Annotated in this window: 22 protein-coding genes; 5 read left to right on the top strand and 17 right to left on the bottom strand. The window is 64.2% G+C overall.

Annotation, left to right across the window (positions count from 1 at the left end; genetic code table 11):
* Positions 1–89 precede the first annotated feature (89 nt).
* Positions 90–824, bottom strand: a complete 735-nt coding sequence (locus BUS12_RS17105) for a GNAT family N-acetyltransferase (RefSeq protein WP_074296902.1) — start codon at positions 822–824, stop codon at positions 90–92.
* Positions 825–1,005: 181 nt separating this feature from the next.
* On the opposite strand from BUS12_RS17105, the gene BUS12_RS17100 reads away from it, so the two are divergent.
* Both BUS12_RS17100 and BUS12_RS17095 read left to right on the top strand, forming a co-directional pair.
* Entirely contained in the window at positions 1,006–2,502 is a 1,497-nt protein-coding gene (locus BUS12_RS17100) for a MocR-like pyridoxine biosynthesis transcription factor PdxR (protein WP_074296891.1), read from the top strand.
* 207 nt (positions 2,503–2,709) lie between these two features.
* Positions 2,710–3,030, top strand: a complete 321-nt coding sequence (locus BUS12_RS17095; protein ID WP_171991669.1) for a hypothetical protein — start codon at positions 2,710–2,712, stop codon at positions 3,028–3,030.
* Between the two features lie 78 nt (positions 3,031–3,108).
* On the opposite strand, the gene BUS12_RS17090 is transcribed toward BUS12_RS17095, so the two are convergent.
* Positions 3,109–3,825 (bottom strand): ArsR/SmtB family transcription factor, encoded by a 717-nt coding sequence (locus tag BUS12_RS17090; protein WP_074296888.1) that lies wholly within the window; start codon positions 3,823–3,825, stop codon positions 3,109–3,111.
* 239 nt (positions 3,826–4,064) lie between these two features.
* Here BUS12_RS17090 and BUS12_RS17085 point away from each other — a divergent pair, with 239 nt between their 5' ends.
* Complete coding sequence (locus tag BUS12_RS17085) at positions 4,065–4,667, top strand: flavin reductase family protein (RefSeq protein ID WP_074297615.1); 603 nt, start codon at positions 4,065–4,067, stop codon at positions 4,665–4,667.
* 221 nt (positions 4,668–4,888) lie between these two features.
* Positions 4,889–6,145: a threonine--tRNA ligase gene (thrS, locus tag BUS12_RS17080; protein ID WP_074296886.1), complete on the top strand. Its 1,257-nt coding sequence runs from the start codon at positions 4,889–4,891 to the stop codon at positions 6,143–6,145.
* Here the strand turns inward: thrS and BUS12_RS17075 are convergent.
* From BUS12_RS17075 to BUS12_RS17030, 10 genes are all read right to left on the bottom strand, one after another.
* A complete protein-coding gene (locus BUS12_RS17075) occupies positions 6,135–6,968 on the bottom strand; it encodes an AraC family transcriptional regulator (RefSeq protein WP_074296884.1) in 834 nt (277 codons plus the stop codon). The genes thrS and BUS12_RS17075 overlap by 11 nt on opposite strands.
* Before the next feature lie 119 nt (positions 6,969–7,087).
* Entirely contained in the window at positions 7,088–8,599 is a 1,512-nt protein-coding gene (locus BUS12_RS17070) for an MFS transporter (protein WP_074296882.1), read from the bottom strand.
* Positions 8,600–8,724: 125 nt separating this feature from the next.
* A complete protein-coding gene (locus tag BUS12_RS17065) occupies positions 8,725–9,396 on the bottom strand; it encodes a glutathione S-transferase family protein (RefSeq protein WP_074296880.1) in 672 nt (223 codons plus the stop codon).
* Between the two features lie 110 nt (positions 9,397–9,506).
* Positions 9,507–10,352: a metal-dependent hydrolase gene (locus BUS12_RS17060; RefSeq protein WP_074296878.1), complete on the bottom strand. Its 846-nt coding sequence runs from the start codon at positions 10,350–10,352 to the stop codon at positions 9,507–9,509.
* A complete protein-coding gene (locus BUS12_RS17055; RefSeq protein WP_074296876.1) occupies positions 10,339–11,463 on the bottom strand; it encodes a sterol desaturase family protein in 1,125 nt (374 codons plus the stop codon). Before BUS12_RS17055 ends, BUS12_RS17060 begins: the two co-directional genes overlap by 14 nt.
* Complete coding sequence (locus BUS12_RS17050) at positions 11,460–12,122, bottom strand: phosphatase PAP2 family protein (protein WP_074296874.1); 663 nt, start codon at positions 12,120–12,122, stop codon at positions 11,460–11,462. Before BUS12_RS17050 ends, BUS12_RS17055 begins: the two co-directional genes overlap by 4 nt.
* Complete coding sequence (locus tag BUS12_RS17045; protein WP_074296872.1) at positions 12,122–13,408, bottom strand: F390 synthetase-related protein; 1,287 nt, start codon at positions 13,406–13,408, stop codon at positions 12,122–12,124. The genes BUS12_RS17050 and BUS12_RS17045 overlap by 1 nt, the downstream gene beginning before the upstream one ends.
* Positions 13,408–14,214 carry an MBL fold metallo-hydrolase gene (locus tag BUS12_RS17040; RefSeq protein WP_074296870.1) on the bottom strand — a complete coding sequence of 269 codons (807 nt, stop codon included), beginning with the start codon at positions 14,212–14,214 and terminating at the stop codon, positions 13,408–13,410. Before BUS12_RS17040 ends, BUS12_RS17045 begins: the two co-directional genes overlap by 1 nt.
* Positions 14,192–15,205 carry an NAD-dependent epimerase/dehydratase family protein gene (locus BUS12_RS17035; protein WP_074296868.1) on the bottom strand — a complete coding sequence of 338 codons (1,014 nt, stop codon included), beginning with the start codon at positions 15,203–15,205 and terminating at the stop codon, positions 14,192–14,194. Before BUS12_RS17035 ends, BUS12_RS17040 begins: the two co-directional genes overlap by 23 nt.
* Positions 15,202–16,290, bottom strand: coding sequence for a fatty acid desaturase family protein (locus BUS12_RS17030; protein ID WP_074296866.1), 1,089 nt, complete (start codon positions 16,288–16,290; stop codon positions 15,202–15,204). Before BUS12_RS17030 ends, BUS12_RS17035 begins: the two co-directional genes overlap by 4 nt.
* A gap of 448 nt (positions 16,291–16,738) precedes the next feature.
* Between BUS12_RS17030 and BUS12_RS17025 the strand changes: the two genes are divergently transcribed.
* Positions 16,739–17,116, top strand: coding sequence for a lysozyme inhibitor LprI family protein (locus BUS12_RS17025; RefSeq protein WP_074296864.1), 378 nt, complete (start codon positions 16,739–16,741; stop codon positions 17,114–17,116).
* Positions 17,117–17,166: 50 nt separating this feature from the next.
* Here BUS12_RS17025 and BUS12_RS17020 read toward each other — a convergent pair whose 3' ends face one another.
* The 5 genes from BUS12_RS17020 to BUS12_RS17000 are packed head-to-tail and all read right to left on the bottom strand — an operon-like array spanning position 17,167 to position 21,724.
* On the bottom strand, positions 17,167–18,804 hold the full coding sequence (locus tag BUS12_RS17020; protein ID WP_074296863.1) for an AMP-binding protein: 1,638 nt from the start codon (positions 18,802–18,804) through the stop codon (positions 17,167–17,169).
* A gap of 17 nt (positions 18,805–18,821) precedes the next feature.
* A complete protein-coding gene (locus BUS12_RS17015; RefSeq protein WP_074296861.1) occupies positions 18,822–19,226 on the bottom strand; it encodes a RidA family protein in 405 nt (134 codons plus the stop codon).
* Positions 19,223–19,666 (bottom strand): acyl-CoA thioesterase, encoded by a 444-nt coding sequence (locus BUS12_RS17010; protein WP_074296859.1) that lies wholly within the window; start codon positions 19,664–19,666, stop codon positions 19,223–19,225. The genes BUS12_RS17015 and BUS12_RS17010 overlap by 4 nt, the downstream gene beginning before the upstream one ends.
* Positions 19,663–20,871 carry an acyl-CoA dehydrogenase family protein gene (locus BUS12_RS17005; protein WP_074296857.1) on the bottom strand — a complete coding sequence of 403 codons (1,209 nt, stop codon included), beginning with the start codon at positions 20,869–20,871 and terminating at the stop codon, positions 19,663–19,665. Before BUS12_RS17005 ends, BUS12_RS17010 begins: the two co-directional genes overlap by 4 nt.
* Before the next feature lies 1 nt (position 20,872).
* Positions 20,873–21,724 carry an enoyl-CoA hydratase family protein gene (locus BUS12_RS17000; protein WP_074296855.1) on the bottom strand — a complete coding sequence of 284 codons (852 nt, stop codon included), beginning with the start codon at positions 21,722–21,724 and terminating at the stop codon, positions 20,873–20,875.
* Positions 21,725–21,729 lie beyond the last annotated feature (5 nt).

Below are 21,729 nucleotides of genomic sequence, written 5' to 3'. Positions count from 1 at the left end.
CCGGTCCGGCTGACGGACAGCAGGCCGCGCCAGGTAACCAGGCGCCAGATAGCCGGCGTTCGGAAGCAAGCGCAAAGCCAGCGGCGATTTCAGCCGCCAGCCTTCGCCTTCGCTTCGACCTCCGCCGCCAGCGCTTGCCGTTGCGCGATCAGATCGCCCAACCGCTCGCGCTGATTGCCCTGCGCGTCGAAATTGCGCTCGTCGAGCCACTGCGCGAAGCCGTCGCGCACCGCAGGGTATTCGCTGTCGATGACCGAAAACCATGCTGTATCCCGGTTACGTCCACGTGTGACGATCGCCTGGCGAAAGATCCCTTCGAACTTGAAGCCATACCGCAGCGCAGCCGCCCGCGACGGCCCATTGAGGGAGTCGCATTTCCATTCGAAGCGCCGGTAGCCCAGATCCTCGAACACGTATTTCATCATCAGCCCCATTGCATCAGTCGCGATGCGGGTCCTTTTCAGACGCGGCGAATAGGTCACGTGACCCACTTCGATCACGCCATTAGGCGCATCGATGCGCATCAAGGCCAGCGTGCCGACGGCCTTGCCCGTAGCCAGGTCGATCACCGCATGGTGCATCGGATCGGTTAGCGTTGCCGCTTTGGTCAGATGTTCCCGATACGCTTCGAGGCTCTCGAACGGCCCTACCGCCAGATAGGTCCAGTCGCGACCGTCCTCGGCGGTGCGATAGGCCTCGTACAGGTCTTCGACATGGCGCTCGACGTCCACCCGCTCGATCCGGCAATAGCGCCCGACGAGCGGCTCGCGCCCCGGCAGTTGTGCGCCTTTCCAGTCCGGCACCGGTAAGCCGATCGGCTGCATGTATTCGTTGAGACGTTGTGCCACGTTCCTCTCCTTGCTTGCTTGTTGCCCGATGACCCGCTGAAGGGTCGCGCAACGGCGTTGATCAGATCTTGCCTGAGTTGCATTCAACAGAGACGATACGGCAAACGTGGTATGTTAAAAAGATCCAGAGAACCACCATTTGATAGGTCCAGTGACGATGATCGAGATCATAGGGCCGTTGTCCCACGGCGCGCTCACGCCGGCCGGCAAGCCGGTGCCGCTGCAGAAGCAACTGATCGAGCGTCTGCAGCAGGCGATTCTGGCCGGCCGTCTGCCGGCGGGCGCGTTGTTGCCGTCGTCGCGGCTGCTCGCGGCGGAGCTCGGCGTGTCGCGCAACACGGTGGTCATCGCCTACGACCATTTGCTTGCCGAAGGCTATGTACTGGCCGACCGCAGGGGCACCCGGGTGAGCTCGCTTTCGAGCGCCGCGTCCCACGCCGACACGCATCAGGACCCGGCCCCGGCCGAGATCGCGTACGCGGCGCGGCTCATGCGCTTCGCCGCCACTCGCACGCAGTTCGATATGACCTCGGTGATGACACCGGGCAGCCCGGCGCTGGAACGCTTTCCGCTGAGCGCCTGGCGCCGCTCGCTGGAACGGGCCATGGAGCAAGGCTTGCCTCAGTTGCTTGGCTACGGCGAGCCGGCGGGCGAGCCGGCTTTGCGCGACGCCATCGCCGCGCATCTGCGGATGGCGCGCGGGGTACGCTGCGACGGCTCTCAGGTGGTGATTACCGAGGGTGCCCAGGAGGCGCTAAACCTGTGTGTGAGCCTGCTCACCAACCCCGGCGATACCGCGTGGGTCGAAGATCCGGGTTATCGCGGCGCCAAAGCCGCTTTCAACCTGGGCGATCTGAAGACCGTGCCGATGCGGGTCGATCATGAGGGCATGGTCGTGCCGCCGGATGCCTGGCGTGTCAGCCCGCCCAAGCTGATCTATACGTCGCCCGCGCACCAGTATCCGACTGGCGCGGTACTCTCCGTGGCGCGGCGGCTCGATCTCATTGCGCAGGCGCGACGCATCGGCGCCTGGTTGATCGAGGATGACTACGACGGCGAGTTTCGTCACACGGGCGAGCCGATTGCCAGCATGCAGGGGCTCGTGCCCGATGCTCCGGTGCTGTATGTGGGGTCGTTCAGCAAGACGATGTTTCCGGCGCTGCGCATCGGCTTTGTGGTGCTGCCGCGCAGCATGGCGGAGCCTACGCGCATCGCGCTGCAAGAGATGCTGCGCGGCGGCCACCGGCTCGAGCAAACGGCGTTGGCAAACTTTATCGAAGCGGGCGAATTTGGCCGTCACCTTGGGCGCATGCGGCGGCTCTATCGCGAGCGGCAGCAGGCGTTGCGCGAGGCGCTGGCCGGGTACTTCGAAGCGGCACAGATTCTCGGCGGCAATTGCGGCATGCATCTGACGCTTCGCTTGCCGCCGCGTATTTCGGACCGCGCGGTCGTCGATCTGGCGCAGCAGCAGCGGCTCAATCCGCGTGCGCTCTCCAGCTTCGCGCTGCAACCGTGCGATGAGGACAACGGCCTCGTGATCGGCTACGGCAACACGCCTGCCGAGCAGATTGCGGATGCGGTCGGCGCGCTCGCGCAGTGTGTGAGCAAAGTGGCGGGTGGCGCGCGCCGCTTGCTGCATCGACATACCGTGTAAGTCTTACTCTCGCTGCAACAGAGGGTGACTGCTCCTTACCTCGTCACACGCGCATCGCGCGCGTCGACGCAACAGCCGGCCACCGATGCCCTTCGCCCGCGCTGAATACGCGCGGGCCTTCGCGTCATGTTGACGGCGCTCAGCCGCAGCGTCGGGCATGAAGAATGCCTTCTGTTCACTCGTGACGATCTTTCGACCAGAGAGGACATGATGGACATTCGACCGACCGCGTGGTTTCCGCTGGACCGTTACGCCCCTGTCCGTGACGGCTGGTATGAAGTTCAGCTTGTGAGCGGCGAGACCGCGTTTGCGAAGTTCGGTGATAAAGAGTGGAGTGAAAAGCCGCTGCTGGTGTTCACGCATTGGCGAGGGCTCTCTGCCGATCCGGCCCGCTCCGGCGAGAGCGAAACCTTCAGCGCCGAAGCGACCGCGGCCGAAGGCGTTCGTGCGGCGTGGAATGCGTTTTTCCCAGGGCTCGGCGAAGAGCAGCACAAACCGTTGGATGTGGCGCATAGCGAGAAGAGCTAGCGCGGATGCGCGGGCAAGGGCTGCCGCGCGCGACTCGCCAATTTGCGCAGCAAGACCACCGCCGCACGGCGGCGCGTCTCAGGCATCGTGGGCGAGTTCTCCCAACCTGCCTTCGATGCCCAATTGTTCTTTCAACCACACCCAGCCGTGCGGCGTCACCTGCACCGCGCGTGTGGCCTTGACCCGCCGCAGCCAGCCGTTGGTGCACAGCAGGCTCATCCATTGCACACCGAGCGGTCCCGCCAGATGATGCTGCCGCTCCGACCAGTCCAGACACTGGCGCGCAAGGCCGCGCCGGGTGGGCTGCAACGCCGGCACATTCAGGCCCATCCTGCCGAACCATTCGATCCCCTCTGACGTGACCTCGAATTGCTTGTCCGCCGCTGCAACGATCACCCCACGCCGCTCCAGCGCCTGGGTCATCGCCACGCCGAGTTGCCCGGCCAGATGGTCGTAGCAGCAGCGCGCAAAGCGCAGTTTCTGCGCGTCGCCGCTGAGCGGCCTGGTACGAGGGCGGCTCAATGGCGTGATCGAGGCGAGGTTTTCCAGCAGCAATGCTACGTGCGACCCGCCTAACCGGTAATAGCGGTGACGGCCCTGCGCTTCCACTTCGACGAGGCCACCGGCCAGCAGCTTCGCCAGATGTGTACTGGCCGTCTGGGCGGTCACGCCGGCCGCGTAGGCGAGCTCGCCGGCGGGTAGCGCGTGTCCGTCGACCAGCGCCATCAGCATGCTGGCGCGGGCCGGATCGGAGATCAGGAAGGCGGTGGATGCGATATTCGGGTGAGGGCACATGATCGGTTCTCCTGCGATGCTCCCATCATAGGCGTTCACGCGGTCTGTATGCTTCGATGCGCGTCGAAACGTGGCGGCCGCTCGAAGAGGCAGGTGTTACACGGAATGCGCAGCCGCCCGGCGGCCTGAACGCGGCTCGCACGACCCGGTCGCGGCCTGGCTAGAATGCCATGTGGCGTGGCCGGGATGCCTGGGCAGACCGCACGAATCGATACACCGTCGGCACGATGAAGGAACGTATGAAAGGCACCAGAGAAGCAGTGGAATTGTCGCGGGCGACCCAGTTACTGAATCACGGTCCGGTCACCGTCATCACCAGTGCGCATGCAGGGCGCACGAACGTCATGGCGGCTTCGTGGGCGATGCCGCTGGATTTCAATCCACCCAAGGTCGTGGTGGTGGTCGACAGCCGCACGCTCACGCGACAACTGATCGAAGCCAGCGGCGTGTTCGGCCTGCAATTGCCGAGCCGCGCATTCGCGAGACAAACGCTCGCGGTTGGCACGACGCCGGGCGCCGATCTCGACAAGTTCGCCGCCTTCGGCCTGGAGACGTTTGCAGGGCAGCGCATCGACGTGCCGATGCTGGCCGGTTGCATCACGTGGCTCGAATGCAAGGTGATTCCCGACGATAGCCAGCGCCACGATCTGATCATCGGCGAAGTGGTGGCCGCGTATGCGGACAGCCGGGTCTATTCGAAGAACCGCTGGCACTTCGGCGACGACCCGGAATTGCGTACCTGTCATTACGTGGCCGGTGGGACGTTTTTTGCCACCGGTGAAGCGTTTGAGGTTGAGCCGGCGTTGAAGGGTGGCGAGGAAATTCCCGCAGGCATCGATTGACGTAGCGTCATCAAATCGTTTAATGTCGATCCATGGACCTCTATTCGCTTTCCTTCGCGGCTGTCACCACCACGACGACCACCCTCATGGGCGGGTCGTCTGGAGGTTGCGCGCGCTAAAGCAAGAAGCTGCTGCAAACCCCCAAGGGCCCCGCCGGAGACGGACGGGGCTCTTGGCGTTTACGGCCCTCCGTCGTTGGCTCATATCAAACGGAGCGTACTGTGAACGACATCGATCATCGTGTTTTAGGTAACAAGCTGGACCTTTTCCACCAGCAGGAGGAAGGTCCCGGCATGGTTTTCTGGCATCCGCGCGGCTGGGAGCTGTATCGCGTGCTGGAAGACTATATTCGCCAGCGGATGCGGCGCGCGGGCTTCCGCGAAATCCGCACGCCGCAACTGCTCGCCCGCTCCATCTGGGAGCGCAGCGGTCATTGGGAGAAATTTGGCGCCCAGATGTATTCGTTATCCGAAGGACAGGGTTCGGGCGGCGCGAGCGAAGCGCACGATGCGGATGGTGCGTCCGAAGCCCGCGCGCTGTGTCTCAAGCCCATGAGCTGCCCCTGCCACGTACAGGTGTTTAATCAGCGCGTGCGTTCGTACCGCGAGTTGCCGGTGCGTTATAGCGAGTTCGGCGCCTGTCATCGCGATGAGCCTTCCGGTTCGCTAGAGGGCCTCAAGCGCACGCGCGCATTCGTGCAGGACGACGCGCATGTCTTTTGCACGGAGGCGCAGATCGAGCTCGAAGTCGGACGCTTTTGCGATCTGCTGCGTAACGTCTACGCCGACCTCGGCTTTCCCGCTTTCTCCGTCGCCCTGGCGACGCGCCCCGCGTTGCGGGCAGGCGCCGACGAGGTCTGGGATCGTGCCGAAGCGGCGTTGGCCCAAGCCGCGCTGGCGGCCGGACTGCAGTTCGACGTGCGCGAGGGCGAGGGTGCGTTCTACGGTCCCAAGCTGGAATTTCATCTGCTCGATAGCCGGGGACGTAGTTGGCAGTGCGGCACGATTCAGCTCGATTTCGTCTTGCCCGAGCGGCTTGACGCGCTCTACGTCAACGAGCGCAACGAGCGCGAGCGGCCGGTGATGATCCATCACGCTGTGCTGGGCAGCATGGAGCGTTTCATCGCCATGCTGCTCGAGCATCACGAAGGCTGGCTGCCGTTGTGGCTCGCGCCGGAGCAGGTTGCCGTGGCGACGATCAACGACGCCTGCGCGGCGTATGCCGCGCAGGTGGTGCAGGCGCTTGAAGACGCCGGCGTCAGGGTCGTGCTCGACGATCGCCCGGAGCGGCTGGAGAAGAAAATCGTCGATGCGCGCGAGAAGCAGGTGCCTGTCTTCGTCGCGGTCGGGCCGCGCGATGAACGCGACCAGACGATCAGCATCCGCGAACGGGACGGGCACCAGGTTGTGCTGGCGTTTGCCGAGGGCGTCGAGCGGTTGCGGATCGCCGCGCTCCGTCAAGGCGCCATCACGTCTTGAGCGGCAGCCAGATCTCGAAGCCGCCCATGCCTGTGACGGGGTCGAACTGCTCGCTGTAGCGCTCGAAGTTCGGCGCGTCGGCGGGCGTATGCCCCGATTCCGGCAGCCATTGATTCCAGATGGTGTTCCAACTGCGCCGAATCACGGCGATATGCTCATGGTGCGCGAAGACGGCATAGCGCTGCTCGGGCACCCGCACATGGCTCAACCCGGCAGGCAGGCTGGAGAAGTCGCTGACTTCGACACCGCATAGATAGTCGAAATTGCCGCTGTCGTCGGCGTTATAGCAGATGCCGTAGGCGACGTTGCCGATCTGTCCGGGCACTTTGCCGAAGTATTCGTTAAAGCGCTGCCACTGGGCGGGAATGGCCGCGCTGGTATCGCAGGTGTAGCGTTCGGCGAGGCCCGCGACGAGCAGCGGCTTGCCGTTCTCGAAGCGAGGCGGAGGAAGGTTGGTAAGAACGGTTTCATCCATTTTGATCGGCTCCACGAGGGGGATGTTGTCGAGATGTCCCTGCGCGCGCAACGCCTCGGGCGTGAGCCCGAACTGCTCGCGAAACGCGCGCGTGAATGCCTCATGAGAGCCGTATCCCGCTTCCATGGCTACTGCCAGAATATCGGGTGCGCCGCCTGCCAGACGCCGCGCCGCTTCGGTCAGGCGTCGTGCCCGCACGTAACGCATCACCGAGCGGCCCGTTGCCGCTTCGAAGGCACGCGACAGGTGGTAGCGCGAAACGCAGCCGCCGCTCGCGATGTCGTCGAGTGTCAACTCGCGCGAATAGTGGCTTTCGATAAACCAGAGCGCTTTTTTGACGGGGTTCATACCAGCTCTCGTGTCAGCATGAAGCCAGCATAGCGAGTGGCGCGGTAGCTGATTTGATCGGGCTTGCGCATTTTGGATCGGCGCGGCGACCTACCCTTCGCCGTGGGCCTCTGCAGGAGTTAGCCGTTTTCGGTGGTGGTGTCGCGGCTGGCATGTGGCCTGTGCGTGACACCCGTGTTGTCGGCAGTGGCGTCTGCTTGTGCATCCGCGTCAGCCTCGCCGGCCGCCGTCGTGTGGGTGCGTAGCAGCAACGCCCCGAACAGCGCCGCAACCGCGGCAAAAATCGCACCGGTCAGAAACGCGACGTGATATCCGCCGTTCAGCGCCGCCGCAGGCGCCTCGCTCGCCTGCAGCGCAGTGGTGCGCGCCGCGGCAAGGCTTGCGAGTACCGCGAGACCCACCGCGCCGCCCATCATGAACGAGGTATTGACGATGCCCGAGGCGAGGCCGGACTCGCTCGCTTCGACGTCGCTCATCGCGGCCAGCAGAACCGGGTTGAACGCAATCCCCGCGCCGAGTCCGAGCAGGGTCATGCCGGGCAGCACATCAATGACAAAGCTGCCGTCAGCCGGCGCCCGCGCAAACCATGCGAGCCCCGCGGCAGCCAGCAGCAAGCCGACGCCGAGCGGCAGGCGCAGACCGAAGCGCATCACGAGGCGAGCGGACAACCCAAGCGAGAACAACGCCATGATCAGGTTGGCCGGCAGAAAAGCGAGCCCGACCTGCATGGGCCGATAACCCAGCACGCGCTGCAGATAGAGGGCGGAGATAAAGAACCACGCGAACATCGCCGCCGCCCACAACACGCCGACCACATTCGCGACCGCAACGTTGCGCAGCCTGAAAAGGCCCAGCGGCATCAGCGGGTGCTGCACGCGCGCTTCGATGCGCAGGAACAGCACGAGCAGCGCCAGCGCGGCGACGAGCATGCCGAGGGTGGGCAGCGAGGTCCAGCCCGCCTCGTTGCCGTTCACGATGGCATAGACCGCGAGCATCAGCGAGGCGGTCACCGTCGCGGCACCGGCGACGTCGAGCCGCTCGCCGCGTGTGTGGCCTCGGCCATCGGGCAGCAGCGCGACACACAGCGCGTAAACGGCAATGCCGATAGGCAGGTTGACCAGAAAGATCCAGTGCCAGCTCAACAGGTTGGTGAGCAGACCGCCCATCAACACGCCGATGCTGCCGCCGCCCGCACACACGAAGCCGTACACGCCCATGGCCTTGGCGCGCTCGCCCGGCTCGGTGAACAGGTTCATGATCAGCGACAGCGAGACCGCCGACACCACCGCGCCGCCAAACCCCTGCACGGCGCGCGCGCAGACCAGCAGCACCTGGGAATTCGCCATGCCGCAGGCCAGCGAAGCCAGCGTGAAGAGCGTAATGCCGCCCAGAAACAGCTTGCGATGGCCGTACAGGTCGCCGAGCCTGCCGCCGAGCAGCAGGCAGCCGCCGAAGGTCAGCATATAGGCGTTCACGACCCATACCAGCGAGGTTTCGGAGAAGCCGAGATCTGCGGCGATGGACGGCAGCGCGACGTTTACGATCGTCGAGTCGAGGACGATCATCAGCACGCCCAGGCACAGGACGATCAGGGCGAGCCAGCGTTTGCGCCCGTCGATGTTGTGAGTCATGCGGCAGGTCTCCGGTGTGGATTAGCGTCGGAAACCAAGATGTTACGCCTCTCGAACCTGAGGCGAGCATGGGCGATCCAGGCGGCGTGCGGCGCCCCTCGTGTTGCCCTATGGGTCAGCAATACTCAGCCCAACAGTTCGTACTTGCCGCCGCGTTCCAGCGCGCGCTGATACGCGGGACGCGCATGGATGCGTTCGAGAAAGCCGTTGATGGCAGCGATATGGCTGACGACCCCGCCGCGCGCCGTGGCGGCTTCGAGCGGGAAGCTCATTTGGACGTCCGCGGCGCTGAATTCGTTGCCGACGAACCAGCCGGTGGGCGTCAACGCGTCGTTGATATAGCCCAGGTGCAGCTTGATCTGCGGATCCACGAAGCTCGATTGCAGCGTCGAAGCAATCTTGCGTGCAATTGGCCTGGCGAAGAACGGCATCGGCGCGCTGGCGATTCGCAACGCCACCAGCTTGAGCAGCAACGGCGGCATTACCGACCCTTCCGCGTAGTGCAGCCAGTACGTATAGCGCAGACGCTCGGGTGTCCCGACAGCGGGCGCGAAGCGTCCCTGGCCGTAGCGGTCCACCAGATATTCGATGATGGCGCCCGATTCGGCGATGGTCAGGCCGTCGTCCGTGATTACCGGCGATTTGCCGAGCGGATGGATGGCGCGCAATTCGGGCGGCGCCAGCATGGTTTTGGCGTCGCGCTCATAGCGCTTGATCTCGTACGGCACACCGAGTTCTTCAAGCAGCCACAGGACGCGCTGCGAGCGTGAGTTGTTCAGATGATGGACGGTGAGCATGAGTATGAGATCCGGGCCTGTGGAGTGTCACATCATAGCCGGCTTGGATAGTGCTAAATATAGAGTGAAGCACCGCCTCACAAACCGGGCGAGACCTGGCCCGGTCGAATCTACAGCCTCGCGCGGCCTTCGTCCCACGGCACGTCATATTCCCGGTAAGCCTCGCGCACGAGCTCGCGGTTGTCGTGTTGCCATGGGTGAAAACCCGGCGAGAACCAGGCGAGCCAGTGCGGCACGATGCGCACGAGCGCGCCAGGCGAGACGAAGTGATAGCGCAGCAAGCGTCCCCAGCCGCGCCAGTCCGTGAGGCGGCGATCGTGTTTGACGAGGCTGAACGTAAAACCCCAGGCCAGCAGCGTAAAGATGGCTGTGACCCACAGCATGGCTGCGCAACGCAATGCGTAGCGCTTCACCGGATGGCGGATGACGTGCGCGAAGACATCGAACGCGACGCCTTTATGTTCGGTTTCTTCCACCGCGTGCCACCCCCAGATGCGGCGCATGCGCGGATCCGCGCCCTTCATGCAGGCACGCTGCCGGAGCATCTGGTCGGCGAGCATGGCGGTGAAGTGTTCGAGACACACCGTGATGGCGAGCCGCACGCTATCCGGCAGATAGCGGCGCGCAAACTCCTGTTGTCCGGCAACCTGGCGCTCGAGCGCGGCAACCGGCGCGCCCTGCGCCGCGAGCCTCGCGTTATAGCGTTGATGTTCGCGTCGATGGATCGCTTCCTGGCCGACAAACCCGGCGACGTCCTCGGCGAGCGGCGTCCCAGGCGCGATATGGTCGCGATACAGGGACACGCTCTCGATGAACGCGCGTTCGCCTTCCGGGAACATGATCGACATGGCGTCGTAATGGCGCGTGATGTGGCACTCGCCGTCCAGCCAGTGAACGGGAATGGCGTCCTTCATGTTGAAATCGAGGTCGCGGCGGCGAATATCAGGTTTGGACATAGCTCGACGCTTTTTCCCGCACACGTAGCGTGACGATAGCGGCCACGACGCTGTGCACGAGCAGCGCGCCTAGCAGACTCAGCCCGAGAGGATCGCGCAGGCCGAAATACAGCGGCATGATGGCGAGCGAGAGCGCGGCGATGACAACCCAGCTCGCCACACCCCAGAGGCGGCCATCCGACATGCCACCCAATGCAAGCGTTGCGGCGAAGATCAGGGCGAAGAAGGTGGGCTGCCCAAATTCCGGCCAGGTGCCGTTGCGATGCACGTAGTAGGTGACGACGCCGAACAGGATCACGCCGCCGCTTGCGATCACCGCGTCGGGCACAGAAAGGCGGCGCACGCTGGTGAGCCGCGGCACGCGTAAGCCCGCATAGCGCAGCAGCGGCACCGTGTTCGCCCAGAATGGATTGGTGGAATCTGTGGGCGTGGCGATGCCGTACTGGATCGGCACGCCAGGCAGTTCGCGCTGAAACGTGCCGAACAGCTTGTCCCAGATGAGGAAGGTGCCGCCGAAATTGCGGTCGCGATACTCGGCGTTGTGCCCATGGTGAACCCGGTGATTCGCGGGGGTGACCAGAAACCGGTCCAGCAGTCCGGAGCGGCCGACGATACCGTTGTGGTTATAGAACTGCACGGTGTAGTGAAGCGTCGACACGGCAATGAAGATGTCCAGCGGAACGCCGGCCAAAGCGAGCGGTATCGTCGTAAACGGCAGCGTGGTCAGCGACGAATACCAGGAGTTGCGGATGCCGAGCGAGAGATTGAAGTGCTCGCCCTCGTGGTGGACCACGTGAACGCTCCATAGCACCCCGAACGAATGATGCAGGCGATGCATCCAGTAGAACCCGAGATCCCACGCGAGGATCGCGAAGATCCACACGGCGGCGGGATGCCAGCGATCGAGCCAATGCAGGTTGACGTGCGCCAGGATCCACGCAAAGACCGCGACTTCGATGCCCCGGAAGAACCACATCAGGATATGCCCGGAATCCAGATTCAGGATCACGTCCCGCCACGGAATCGCCAGGCCGCGCCGGACACGCGAGTACCCCAGCTCCAGTAGCACGCAAGCGAGCGTGATCAGCAGGGGGAGGGCCATTGCATTCATGATTCGCTTTCCAGTTCTGTTTCGAACGCGGCTTTGGCGTTCGAGGACGCAGCCGGGGATGTCGCTCGCCGATCGCGCAGGCGGCTCAGATGGGCGACCAGCCAGCCGCTGGCGCAGCCGAGCAGCATGCCTGCGCCGAGGTCGATCGCCAGATGGCGGCGCGTCTGGATGACCGACCAGCCGATCCCGAAGCCCCACAGCACCGCCAGCACGCTTGCAACCGGCCTGCGCCGGCTGCAGAGGGCGGCGACGCACAGCAAGGTCAGCGCGCCATGCAGCGACGGAAAACAGTTCTGCGCGGAATCCGAGGCGATCAGCCCGTCAAGCAACGATGCCCCTGCGGCGCCGGACGGGATCGGCGGGTAATGGAGCGTAGTGGGCCACAGCACGAAGATCACCGCGGATACCACCGCACACAGTTGCATTGCACGGGCGAGGCGAGGCACGCGGGCCGCATCCGTGGTCAGGAAGGCGAGCGGCACTAGCAGGAAAAACGACAGATAGAGCCACACGCCCGCCGGATTGAATGGAATCAGGCGGTCGAGTGCGGTTTCGGGCAGCAGGGTCGGCGTACCGGAGAGCACGCGGCCGGTCGTGTAGGCCACGCCCACCGCCCCCCACCCCAGCAACATGAAGCGCAAGCGCGCGAGTACAGGCATCAGCGTGCCTCCCGAAGCCGGGTGATGCGCCGGCGTTTGGCGCTGAAATCGGTGGGCGGCAAGGCGGCGTGCAGGTCCCATTCCAGGCTTGCAGTCGCCACGCCCAGGCGTTGCAGATAGGCGCTCAGATCGGCCTCATATTGCGTGAGCGGCGCACCTGGCGCGTCGACGTAAAGTGCGAGCGACGCCGGCCCGGTTTGAACCAGCCGATAGTCCGCCGTGCGCGGCAGCGTTTGCGCAATGGCTCGGGACAGGCCGTCGGCGAACACCTCCACCGGCGCGCCGTTTGCACCGGGCAGGCGCAGCAGGTCGTCGCAGCGTCCTTCGATCCGCTCCAGTGCCATCTCATGGCTATGGCAGGGGCAAGGCGTCGAACGCCGCACGAGGATGTCGTCTAAACGGTAACGCACAATGGGCTGCGTCACGCGCGTGAAATCCGTGATGACCGGCACAAAGCGTTCGCCGTCGAGCCATTGAGGTTCGACGTGGATATGCGCTTCGTTCAGGTGCAGCGTGCCGTATTCGCAGGTGGCCGCGAGAAAACCCTCCGTGGCCTGATAGACCTCGCCGACTGTCCCGAGCGAGGCGCCGATCAGCACCTTATCGAGCGGGTCCAGCACTTCGGCGCCGGAGATGACCTTGTGCGGTTTGATCGTCAGGTATCCTGCGGTTCTAGCCAGCGCCAGACTGCGCAGCACCTGTGCCGGGCCCACGACGATGGTCGGATCGTAGCGGTTCAGGCGCTCGAAATGCGCGTCGAACGGCTCGAACAGGTCGAAGAACTCAAACGAAAGCCACGGATTGCGCACCGACGAATACAGGTTGTTGTTGGCGCGCAGAAACAGCGCGACCCGCTCGCCGTGAAAGAGTCCGCGCGGCAGGAGTTTGGCGAGCAGGACACCCGCCCACTTCGCCTGCTCGGCCGGACTCACGACGAACACACCGCGCGAACCGGAGGTGCCCGAAGACAGGCCCACGCTATAGCCGTTCACGGTAGCCTCGAAGTCGCGCGAGTGTTCGGCCTGCATCGCACAGGCGAGCACTTCGTCGAGCTTGAGTCCCGCCGTATTGATGCGGTCGAAATGCTCCATCATGACCGCCTTGTTCATCAACGGCCACGTTTGCAGCGGTTGCGACAGATGCGGTGCGAACCACGGACTGCGCGTCAGGTGCAGGCGGATAAACTGCTTTAGCTTGCGCTGCTGATGTTGTTCGAGCACCTCGCGGGTCGCGAAGCGCAAGCGGCGTGTCTGCCAATACGACCAGAGCGTCTCTGCAAGGCGCATTACAACGCCCCTTCGTGCGTGAGGCAGATCTTCACTTCGCCGCGCGTATGCAGCGCATTCAGGTCGCGCAAGGTTTGATGGTATTCGGCGGGACTGTCCATGATGGCGTGTGCGATGACGGACGGTCCCACCAGTTGCTGATAGCTCTTCGGCGACCAGGCCGCATCGGATGCGAGCAGTACCCAACCGTCAGCGGTACTGACGAAGGCGCCGAGATGACCGGCGGCGTGTCCAGGCAATTCGACCAGAATCACTTCCGTGCACGCGCCTGGCAGCCCGAAGCCCTGGCGGAACGGTTCAAGCTCGGAAGGCAGGGCAACCCGCTCGAAGCTTTCGACAAACACAGTGGACGACTCGAAGTCCGGCGGAATCAGGCCCGGTACGAAACCCTTGCGCAATGCGCCGATGCCGCGCAGACCACGCGTCGCTTCCCAACCGGCGCCCGAGAGGTAAGTGGGCACGCCCTGCAGATCGCGCAAGCCGGCAATATGGTCGCCATGGAAGTGCGACAGGATCACGGCGGTGAGATCGCGCGGCTGCATGCCGCGCGCTTTTAGCTGACTGACCACGGCCTCTTTCGCGTCGAAGTAAACCGGCGTCACGCGCCGGTATAGAGAGAAGAGGCCGCTCTTCGTATGGTCGTGGAAGTGCTGCGCATACCCGGTATCCCACAGCCAGCGTCCGCGGGACGTTTCGATCAGATACGCCCGCGCCGGAAACCGGCAGCTTGCGAAGCCCGCACCCTTTAGCGCCATGCACGCCATGTGCGTGCAGTAGCCGGCTTCAAAGACCGTAATCGTCGCCATGTGCCCTGATCCAGTTGACGGTCTCTTCGATGCTCTGCTGCAGCGTCCAGCGCGGTTGATAGCCGAGCACCTGCTGCGCTTTGCGCGTGCTGAGCGTCATGTCGAAACTCAATGCGCCGACGCTATAGCGCGTCAGTAGCGGTTCGCGTCCGCTGATCGCGGCCCAGCGCTGCATGGCGCGGGCGGCGAGGTCGAGGACGGGATACGGCACGTCCTTGATCCGGTAGGCGATGCCGAGCCGCGTCAGCAGGACGTCGAGCACGTCGCGCAGGCAAGTGGGCTCGTTACCGGTGATGTTGAAGGCTTCGCCGGAGCGCACATCGGGGCTGGTGGTGGCCAGTTGCATCGCATGGATCACGTTGCCCACATAGGTCAGATCGACCTTGGCCGTGCCTGCGCGCGGCAGCGGCAAGCGACCGCCGCGCTCGCGCAACAGCCGCAGGATGCGCGGCAGCAGTACCCGGTCGTGCGGACCGAAAATGGCGCGCGGCCGCAGCATCACGAAGGTGGTATCCGGATGCGTGGCGGCGACCGCGCGGATGACGTCCTCGGCCTGCGCCTTGGTGCTCGCGTAGTGGTTCACATAGCTGGCCGGGCGAAACGTTTCTTCGATATCGAGCCGGTGGTTGAAATCGAAATAGAGCGCGGGAGTCGAGATATGGATGAAGCGGCGCACCCCGTTCGCGACTGCCGCATGCGCGAGGCGCGAGGTGGCGAGCACATTGGCCGCGTGAAAGTCGGCCCATGCGCCCCATGGCGACGACAGCGCCGCGCAATGCCACACCGTATCGACACCTTGCAGCAGAGACTCCAGATCGGCGCTGGTGGCGCCGGCGAGGTCGAGCGGCACGAACGCCATGCCGAGCGCCTGCAGCGCCTCGCCGGCCGCGCGATTACGGCCGGTGGTGCGTACGCTGCGGCGCTGCTGCGCAAGAAACGCGGCGGCGTTGCGGCCAAGCCCGCTAGTGGCGCCGGTGACGAGGGTGGTCATGCCGACAGACTCCGGGGCGCCTGCCCCATCTTTCTCAGGAAACGCTGCTGGCTCGAAAGCAGTTCAGCGTAACCGATCGCCCGATAGGGCAGACCGTGTTGCCGCGCCAGGCGCTCGACGATCGGCGCAATCGCACGATAGTGCCGATGCCCATGCCCCGGAAACAGATGATGCGTGAGATGGTGATTGAGACCGCCCAGCCAGGCGCCGATGAAAGCGGGGCGCGTGATCCAGTCGCAGCAGGTCAGGAAGGCGTGCTCGTCGCGCGTGTGCGGCAAGCGGCCGTCGGCGGGCAGCAGATAAAACTCCGTCTCGGCCCAATGCGTACCGAGGATCAGCATCAACAGGATGGATGAGGCGAGCATTTGACCCGCCAGATACGCGGCGAAGACCGTCCCGTAGCCGACCGTGGGACCGAGCAGCACGAGCGGCAACACCAGGAACACGCCAAAGTGAACCAGCTTCGAAGCGATGAACAGCGCCCAGCCGCGCGCGCCGGGCAGCAGTCCGTCCTGCGCCAGCGGTGTGGTGCCGAGGCGGTCCGACCAGTCGTAGATCCAGTTGATATAGGGCAGCGAGAGCGCGGCGATTGCCGGCCAGTACAGATGCTGAAAGCGGAAATGCGGGTGCCATGCCTGAAACGGCGTTTGCCGCAGAAACACGTTGGCCTCGGTATCGAGGTCGTGATGCTCGATGTTCGGATAGACATGGTGATACCGGACATGCCGTGCTTGCCAGTAGGCCGGCTCGATGCCGAGTGGCAGCGTGACCGCGCGCATGACGAGCGTGTTCAGCCATTTGGACTTCGACAGGGCGCCGTGCGATGCGTCATGCATGGAATTGACCGACAGCATCACGGCCGCGAGAAACATGCCGACGTAGGACGCGAAGAACGTTGCGGGGCTGTGGGCACGGAAGCACAGCACAAACAGCACACAGGCGATCGCCAGCAGGCTCCCCGCCTTCAGCCAGGTCGCCGCATTGCCGAACCGGTGGTCCTGCCTGCTCGCGAGATACGCGGCGACTTCCCGGCGAAGCTCGGTCGAGAAAGGCGAATGGCTGGACGGTAAATAGTGCGGGCGCATGGAGTCAGGCCTGGTTCGGCAAACGGACGCGAATCAATGGTGTGTCCCGAATGAAAAGGGTAACGCCGGGTTTAAGCATCCCATGTACGGCGCCGGAGGTTGCAGTCGTCACAATCATTGGCGACAGTGGTTCTATCACACGTGCCATGCATCAGTAAATAAGTTGTTTTGAAGTTCGTCTTAAAAACTGTCAGGCGGTGACAAAAACCGATTTTACGGTTTGTGGCGGGTTCACATAAAGCGGAAAAGCGTTTACCTTTCGTGCTCACAAACTGGCCAGCAGGGCTGGGCGCTCTGTCGCGCACCGCCCGATGCATAGACGATTTTTGGCGATTGTGGCCGGGATTGCGTTTGGAATGGATGTCTGCCGAAAGCCGTAAAACCGCCTGTGTCTGCATGACGCTTTTCGATAGTAAAACTTCTCTTCACTTGAAAGGATGCATTTAGCATGAAAAAAATCGCCTTACCTTTACTGCTGGCTGCGTTTTCGATGACGGCTTATGCGGCCGGTTGCGGCAAGCCCCGTAATGCGTTTGACCAGGTTTATTGCGCGAGCACCGAGTTCTCCCAGCTCGATCGCGATCTGAATCAGGAATATGACCGTGTGAAGAAGGCATTGCAACCGGCCGAGCAGGCGACGCTCAAGCACGGGCAACTCGCATGGCTCAGTCAGCGCGATGCGAAATGCAGCTTTGAAAAAGAGGACGGCTATTACGTCAATCTGGAATGCGCGACCGACATGACGCAGCAGCGCGTTGCATTCCTGCGCGAGCGTGAGCGCGAATGCAGCAGCACCGGTTGCGTTGATGCGAAGCTCGGCGACTGAGTTTTGCACGTCGCGGCGGTGTTCAAATCGCCGCGACGTTTCTCCCGACGCTACAGGCTGCGTAACGCAAACCGCTTGAGCTTGCCGGTTTCGGTGCGCGGCAACGCGTCGACGAAGGCGATCAGACGCGGGTATTTGTACGGCGCCACGTTGTTCTTCACGAACTCCTGCAACTGCGCGACCATGCTGTCGTCAGCCGTGAAGCCCGGATTAAGGACGATAAACGCCTTGACGACCTGGCCACGCGTTTCGTCGGGCGCACCCACTACGCCGCATTCCGCTACCGCATCGTGCTGCAGCAGCACGCTCTCCACTTCCGGGCCGGAGATGTTATAGCCCGCGGAGACGATCATGTCGTCGGCGCGTGCCTGGTAGAACACGTAACCGTCCTCGTCGAGATAGACGGAGTCGCCGGGCAGGTTCCAGCCGTCGCGCACGAACTTCGTCTGGCGGTCGTCAGCCAGATAGCGGCAACCGGTCGGCCCGCGCACGGCGAGCTTGCCGATGGTGCCGGGCGGCACCGGCTGCATGGCGTCGTCGACGGCCTGCACGATATAACCCGGCACCGCGCGGCCGATGGCATGCGGCCGGATATCCGCGCCCGCCGCCGAAATGAAAATATGGATCAGCTCGGTCCCGCCGATACCGTCGATCATCTCGATGCCGCTCGCTTCGCGCCACAGATGCCGCGTCGAATCGGGCAGCGCTTCGCCGGCCGAAACGGTCTTCCGCAGGCTCGAAATATCGAAGCGCGGCACGAGCGGCGCCATCTGCCGGTAGAAGGTGGGCGCGGTGAACATGATGGTGGCGTGAAAGCGCTCCACCGTCTGTAGCAAGCTCTCGGGCGTGAGCCGCTCGATCAGCACGGTGGAGGCGCCCACCCGCAGCGGAAAGCACAAGACGCCGCCGAGGCCGAAAGTGAACGCGAGTGGCGGCGTGCCGCAGAACACATCGGTGGCGCTGGGTTTGAGTACATGCCGCGGGAACAGGTCGCACATCATCAGCACGTCGCGATGAAAATGCATGCAGCCCTTCGGCAAGCCGGTTGTGCCGCTGGTGAAGGCGATCAGGCAGACGTCGTCGGCGGCGGTATCGCAGGCGGTGAAGTGGTCGGGTTTGCTGGTGGCGAGGGTTTCGAGAGCGTCCGCGCCGTCGTCATGGAACAGGCAGGTCTGTTGCAGCCCCGCGCAAAAATATTCGTCCTGCGGATCGCGGCAGCGGGCGAGTTCGTCGGTCAGGCGTGCGTCGCAGAGGGCGGCGCCGATCTGCGCCTTGTCGATGATCTGCTTGAGTTCCTTCGCGCGCAGCAGGGGCATCGTCGGCACCAGCACGAGTCCCGCTTTCAGCGCGGCCAGCGCGGCCACCGCCATCTGCAAGGTATTCGGCCCACGCAGCAACACGCGGTTGCCGGGCTTTAGACCCAACTCATCGACCAGCACATGTGCGCTGCGATTCACCAACGCAAGCAACTCGCCATACGTGGTGGCGCGGGCTTCGCCGTTCACCTCGGACCAGATGGCCGGGCGGTCGCGGTGCCCCGCCTCGATGGTCCGGTCCAGTAACTCGGTCGCGCAGTTAAAGCGCGCCGGATAGGCGATGTCGGGATTGTCGAGCAGAAACACCGGCCATTGATCTTGCGGCGGCAGATGGTCGCGGGCGAAGGTGTCGACGTGCGCAGACGGTTCCATGACGCTCTCCCGAACGGTTAGTGGGCTTCGTGGGGGATCACTGCAGTGGCCTCGATTTCGACCTTGGCCTCGTCTTCGATCAGCGCGACCACTTGAACCGCGCTCATCGCAATGTCGTAGTCGCCGATCAGTTCGCGAAACGCGCGGCCGATGTCCTTGAGCGCGGCGAGGTATTCGCGCTTATCCGTCACATACCAGGTCAAACGCACCAGGTGGGCCGGTTTGCCGCCGGCTTCATGCAGAACCGCGACGATGTTCTGCAAGGCCTGAATCGCCTGGGCGGCGAAGTCGCTTGACTGGAAGCGCGCCTCGGCGTCCCAGCCGATCTGGCCGGCGATGAACACCTGGGTGCCGACGGCCGCAACGCCGTTCGCATAGCCGCGCGGCTTGACCCAGCCGGCAGGGAGGAGAGGTTTTTTCATGAGCGTGGCTCGTCGGTGAGGGCCGGCGGTGGGGCGAAGCGCGCGAGGGCGCTCGCGATGTCGTCGGGAATATCGATGGACTGGCCGGTTTCGAGCGACGTCGTCACCAGCACCTGATGCGCACGGAAGCGCACTTCGTTCTGGCAATGACCGACGATGCCGAGGCGAATCGAACGCCGGCCGATTGCGTTCACGCTCAGCGTGAGCGTGAGGGTTTCGCCCATGCGGCTTGGCCGCGAAAACTCGCAGTCGAGCTTGACGATCGGCAAGCCGATCCGGCGTTCGCCGATCATGTGCGCGTAGTCGACGTGCAGGCACTCGGTGAACCAGTCTTCGACCAGCGCGTTGGTCAGCACCAGGTACTGCGGAAAGAACACGATGCCGGCCGGGTCGCAATGCGCGAAGCGGATGCGCACTGGCATGTCGAACGTCGCGCTCATGACGTGCTGTCCTGTTGCGCGGCGGCGTGGGCCTTCAACAGATCACGGCCTACGATCAGTTGCTGCACTTCGGTTGCACCTTCGTAGATGCGCAGCGCGCGAATCTCGCGGTAGAGCATTTCGACGGCCGTGCCGCTTTGCACGCCCATGCCGCCCCAAAGCTGAACGGCTGCATCGATCACTTGCTGCGCGCCTTCGCTGGCATGCCACTTCGCCATCGCGGCTTCGCGCGTGACGTTCTCGCCCTGATCGCGCAACCAGGCTGCGCGATAGACGAGCAGGGCGCTGCTGTCGATGGTGAGCGCCATCTGCGCGAGCTTTGCCTGGGTCAACTGAAAATCGCCCAGCGTCTGGCCGAACATCTTGCGCGATGCGGCGCGCCTAAGGCCCTCTGCCATGGCATGCCGCGCAAAACCGAGCGATGCCGCCGCTACCGAGGTGCGGAAAATATCGAGCGTGCGCATGGCCAGTTTGAAGCCTTCGCCGGGGGCACCGAGCATCTGGCTGTGCGGCACGCGTGCGCCGGCAAAATGCAGGCGCGCGAGCGGATGCGGTGCGATGACGTCGATGCGCTCGGCGATTTCAAGGCCCGGCGTATCGGCGTCGACGATGAACGCGCTGATGCCACGCGCGCCGGGTGCTTCGCCGGTTCTGGCGAACACCACGTAGAAGTCGGCGATGCCGCCGTTGGAGATCCACGTCTTGTCGCCGTCGAGGACATAGGCGTCGCCGTCGGCGCGGGCAGAGAGTGCCATGGCCGCAACGTCCGAGCCCGCTTCCGGTTCGGACAGCGCGAAGGCCGCAATGGCCGTGCCGTTCGCCACACGCGGCAGGTAGCGTTGCTTCTGTTCGTGCGTGCCGCCCAGCGAGATGGCGCCGGAGCCGAGCCCCTGCATGGCGAGCGCAAAGTCGGCGAGGCCCGAGTGTTTCGCGAGCGTTTCGCGCAGCAGGCAGACAGCGCGCGTATCGATGGTGTCGCCGTGCCCGCCGTACGCGGTGCCGCCGACGCCGTATTTCAGCCAACCCGCTGCGCCGAGTTCGCGCACCAGATGGCGGCAGGTGGCATCGACGTCCTCGCCGTGGCTCGTGTCAGCCAGATGCGTGCCGCACCAGGCTTCGACGCCTGCCGCGAGTTCGCGATGGCGGTCTTCGAAGAACGGCCACGCCAGTGCGCTATGAAGATCGATCTTGCCGGAAGCGCTCACGTCAGTCTCCTTCGAACACCGGACGCGTTTTCGCCGCAAACGCGCGATACGCGCGTTCGAAATCGTGCGTACTCATGCAGATGGCCTGCGCTTGCGCCTCGGATTCGATGGCTTCGTCGATGCTCATGCTCCATTCCTGGTGCAGCATCTTCTTCGTGATGCCGTGTGCGAAGGTCGGTCCGGCGACGAGTTCGGCGGCCAGCCTGGCGGCTTCGTCGAGCACGGCATCGGGCTCGCACAGACGGTTATAGAAGCCCCAGGCGTAGCCCTCTTCGCCGCTCGCCGAGCGGCCGGTGAAGAGCAGTTCGGACGCGCGTCCCTGGCCGATGATGCGCGGCAGGATCGAGCACGCGCCCATGTCGCAACCGGCCAGGCCGACGCGCGAGAACAGGAACGCGAGCTTGCTGCGCGCGGTGCCCATGCGCAGGTCGGACGCCATCGCCAGAATGGCGCCTGCGCCTGCGCAGACCCCATCGACGGCGGCAATCACCGGCTGCGGGCAATGCCGCATGGCCTTCACCAGATCGCCGGTCATGCGGGTGAACAGCAGCAATTCGGGCATCGGCAGGTCGATCAGCGGCGCGATGATGTCGTGGACGTCGCCGCCCGAGCAGAAGTTGCCGCCGGCACCGTGGATCACCACGGCTTTCACATCGGTTGCGTACGCAAGCTGTCGAAACAGGTCGCGCAACTCGGCATACGATTCGAAGGTCAGCGGGTTCTTGCGTTCGGGGCGATTCAGTGTGACGGTCGCGACCTTGGCGCTGACCGACCAGCCGAAGTGCTTCGCCTCATAGCCCGCTAGCGTGACGCGATTGCCGGCCAGCAGGGCGTCGACGTGGGATGGTGTCATGGATA

Origin of the sequence: Paraburkholderia phenazinium (genome assembly GCF_900142845.1) — a bacterium.
Taxonomy (GTDB): Bacteria; Pseudomonadota; Gammaproteobacteria; order Burkholderiales; family Burkholderiaceae; genus Paraburkholderia; species Paraburkholderia phenazinium_A.
This window is presented reverse-complemented; position numbering and strand designations above follow the sequence as displayed.

Coding starts and splice junctions, on each gene's coding strand:
- BUS12_RS17000 (WP_074296855.1), bottom strand. CDS start 21,724: ATGACACCATCCCACGTCGACGCCCTGCTGGCCGGCAATCGCGTCACG.
- BUS12_RS17015 (WP_074296861.1), bottom strand. CDS start 19,226: ATGAAAAAACCTCTCCTCCCTGCCGGCTGGGTCAAGCCGCGCGGCTAT.
- BUS12_RS17045 (WP_074296872.1), bottom strand. CDS start 13,408: ATGCGCCTTGCAGAGACGCTCTGGTCGTATTGGCAGACACGCCGCTTG.
- BUS12_RS17065 (WP_074296880.1), bottom strand. CDS start 9,396: ATGCTCACCGTCCATCATCTGAACAACTCACGCTCGCAGCGCGTCCTG.
- BUS12_RS17020 (WP_074296863.1), bottom strand. CDS start 18,804: ATGGAACCGTCTGCGCACGTCGACACCTTCGCCCGCGACCATCTGCCG.
- BUS12_RS17090 (WP_074296888.1), bottom strand. CDS start 3,825: ATGTGCCCTCACCCGAATATCGCATCCACCGCCTTCCTGATCTCCGAT.
- BUS12_RS17055 (WP_074296876.1), bottom strand. CDS start 11,463: ATGAATGCAATGGCCCTCCCCCTGCTGATCACGCTCGCTTGCGTGCTA.
- BUS12_RS17075 (WP_074296884.1), bottom strand. CDS start 6,968: ATGAACCCCGTCAAAAAAGCGCTCTGGTTTATCGAAAGCCACTATTCG.
- BUS12_RS17095 (WP_171991669.1), top strand. CDS start 2,710: ATGATGGACATTCGACCGACCGCGTGGTTTCCGCTGGACCGTTACGCC.
- BUS12_RS17040 (WP_074296870.1), bottom strand. CDS start 14,214: ATGGCGACGATTACGGTCTTTGAAGCCGGCTACTGCACGCACATGGCG.
- BUS12_RS17105 (WP_074296902.1), bottom strand. CDS start 824: ATGCAGCCGATCGGCTTACCGGTGCCGGACTGGAAAGGCGCACAACTG.
- BUS12_RS17085 (WP_074297615.1), top strand. CDS start 4,065: ATGAAAGGCACCAGAGAAGCAGTGGAATTGTCGCGGGCGACCCAGTTA.
- BUS12_RS17035 (WP_074296868.1), bottom strand. CDS start 15,205: ATGACCACCCTCGTCACCGGCGCCACTAGCGGGCTTGGCCGCAACGCC.
- BUS12_RS17070 (WP_074296882.1), bottom strand. CDS start 8,599: ATGACTCACAACATCGACGGGCGCAAACGCTGGCTCGCCCTGATCGTC.
- BUS12_RS17100 (WP_074296891.1), top strand. CDS start 1,006: ATGATCGAGATCATAGGGCCGTTGTCCCACGGCGCGCTCACGCCGGCC.
- BUS12_RS17010 (WP_074296859.1), bottom strand. CDS start 19,666: ATGAGCGCGACGTTCGACATGCCAGTGCGCATCCGCTTCGCGCATTGC.
- BUS12_RS17060 (WP_074296878.1), bottom strand. CDS start 10,352: ATGTCCAAACCTGATATTCGCCGCCGCGACCTCGATTTCAACATGAAG.
- BUS12_RS17025 (WP_074296864.1), top strand. CDS start 16,739: ATGAAAAAAATCGCCTTACCTTTACTGCTGGCTGCGTTTTCGATGACG.
- BUS12_RS17050 (WP_074296874.1), bottom strand. CDS start 12,122: ATGCCTGTACTCGCGCGCTTGCGCTTCATGTTGCTGGGGTGGGGGGCG.
- BUS12_RS17030 (WP_074296866.1), bottom strand. CDS start 16,290: ATGCGCCCGCACTATTTACCGTCCAGCCATTCGCCTTTCTCGACCGAG.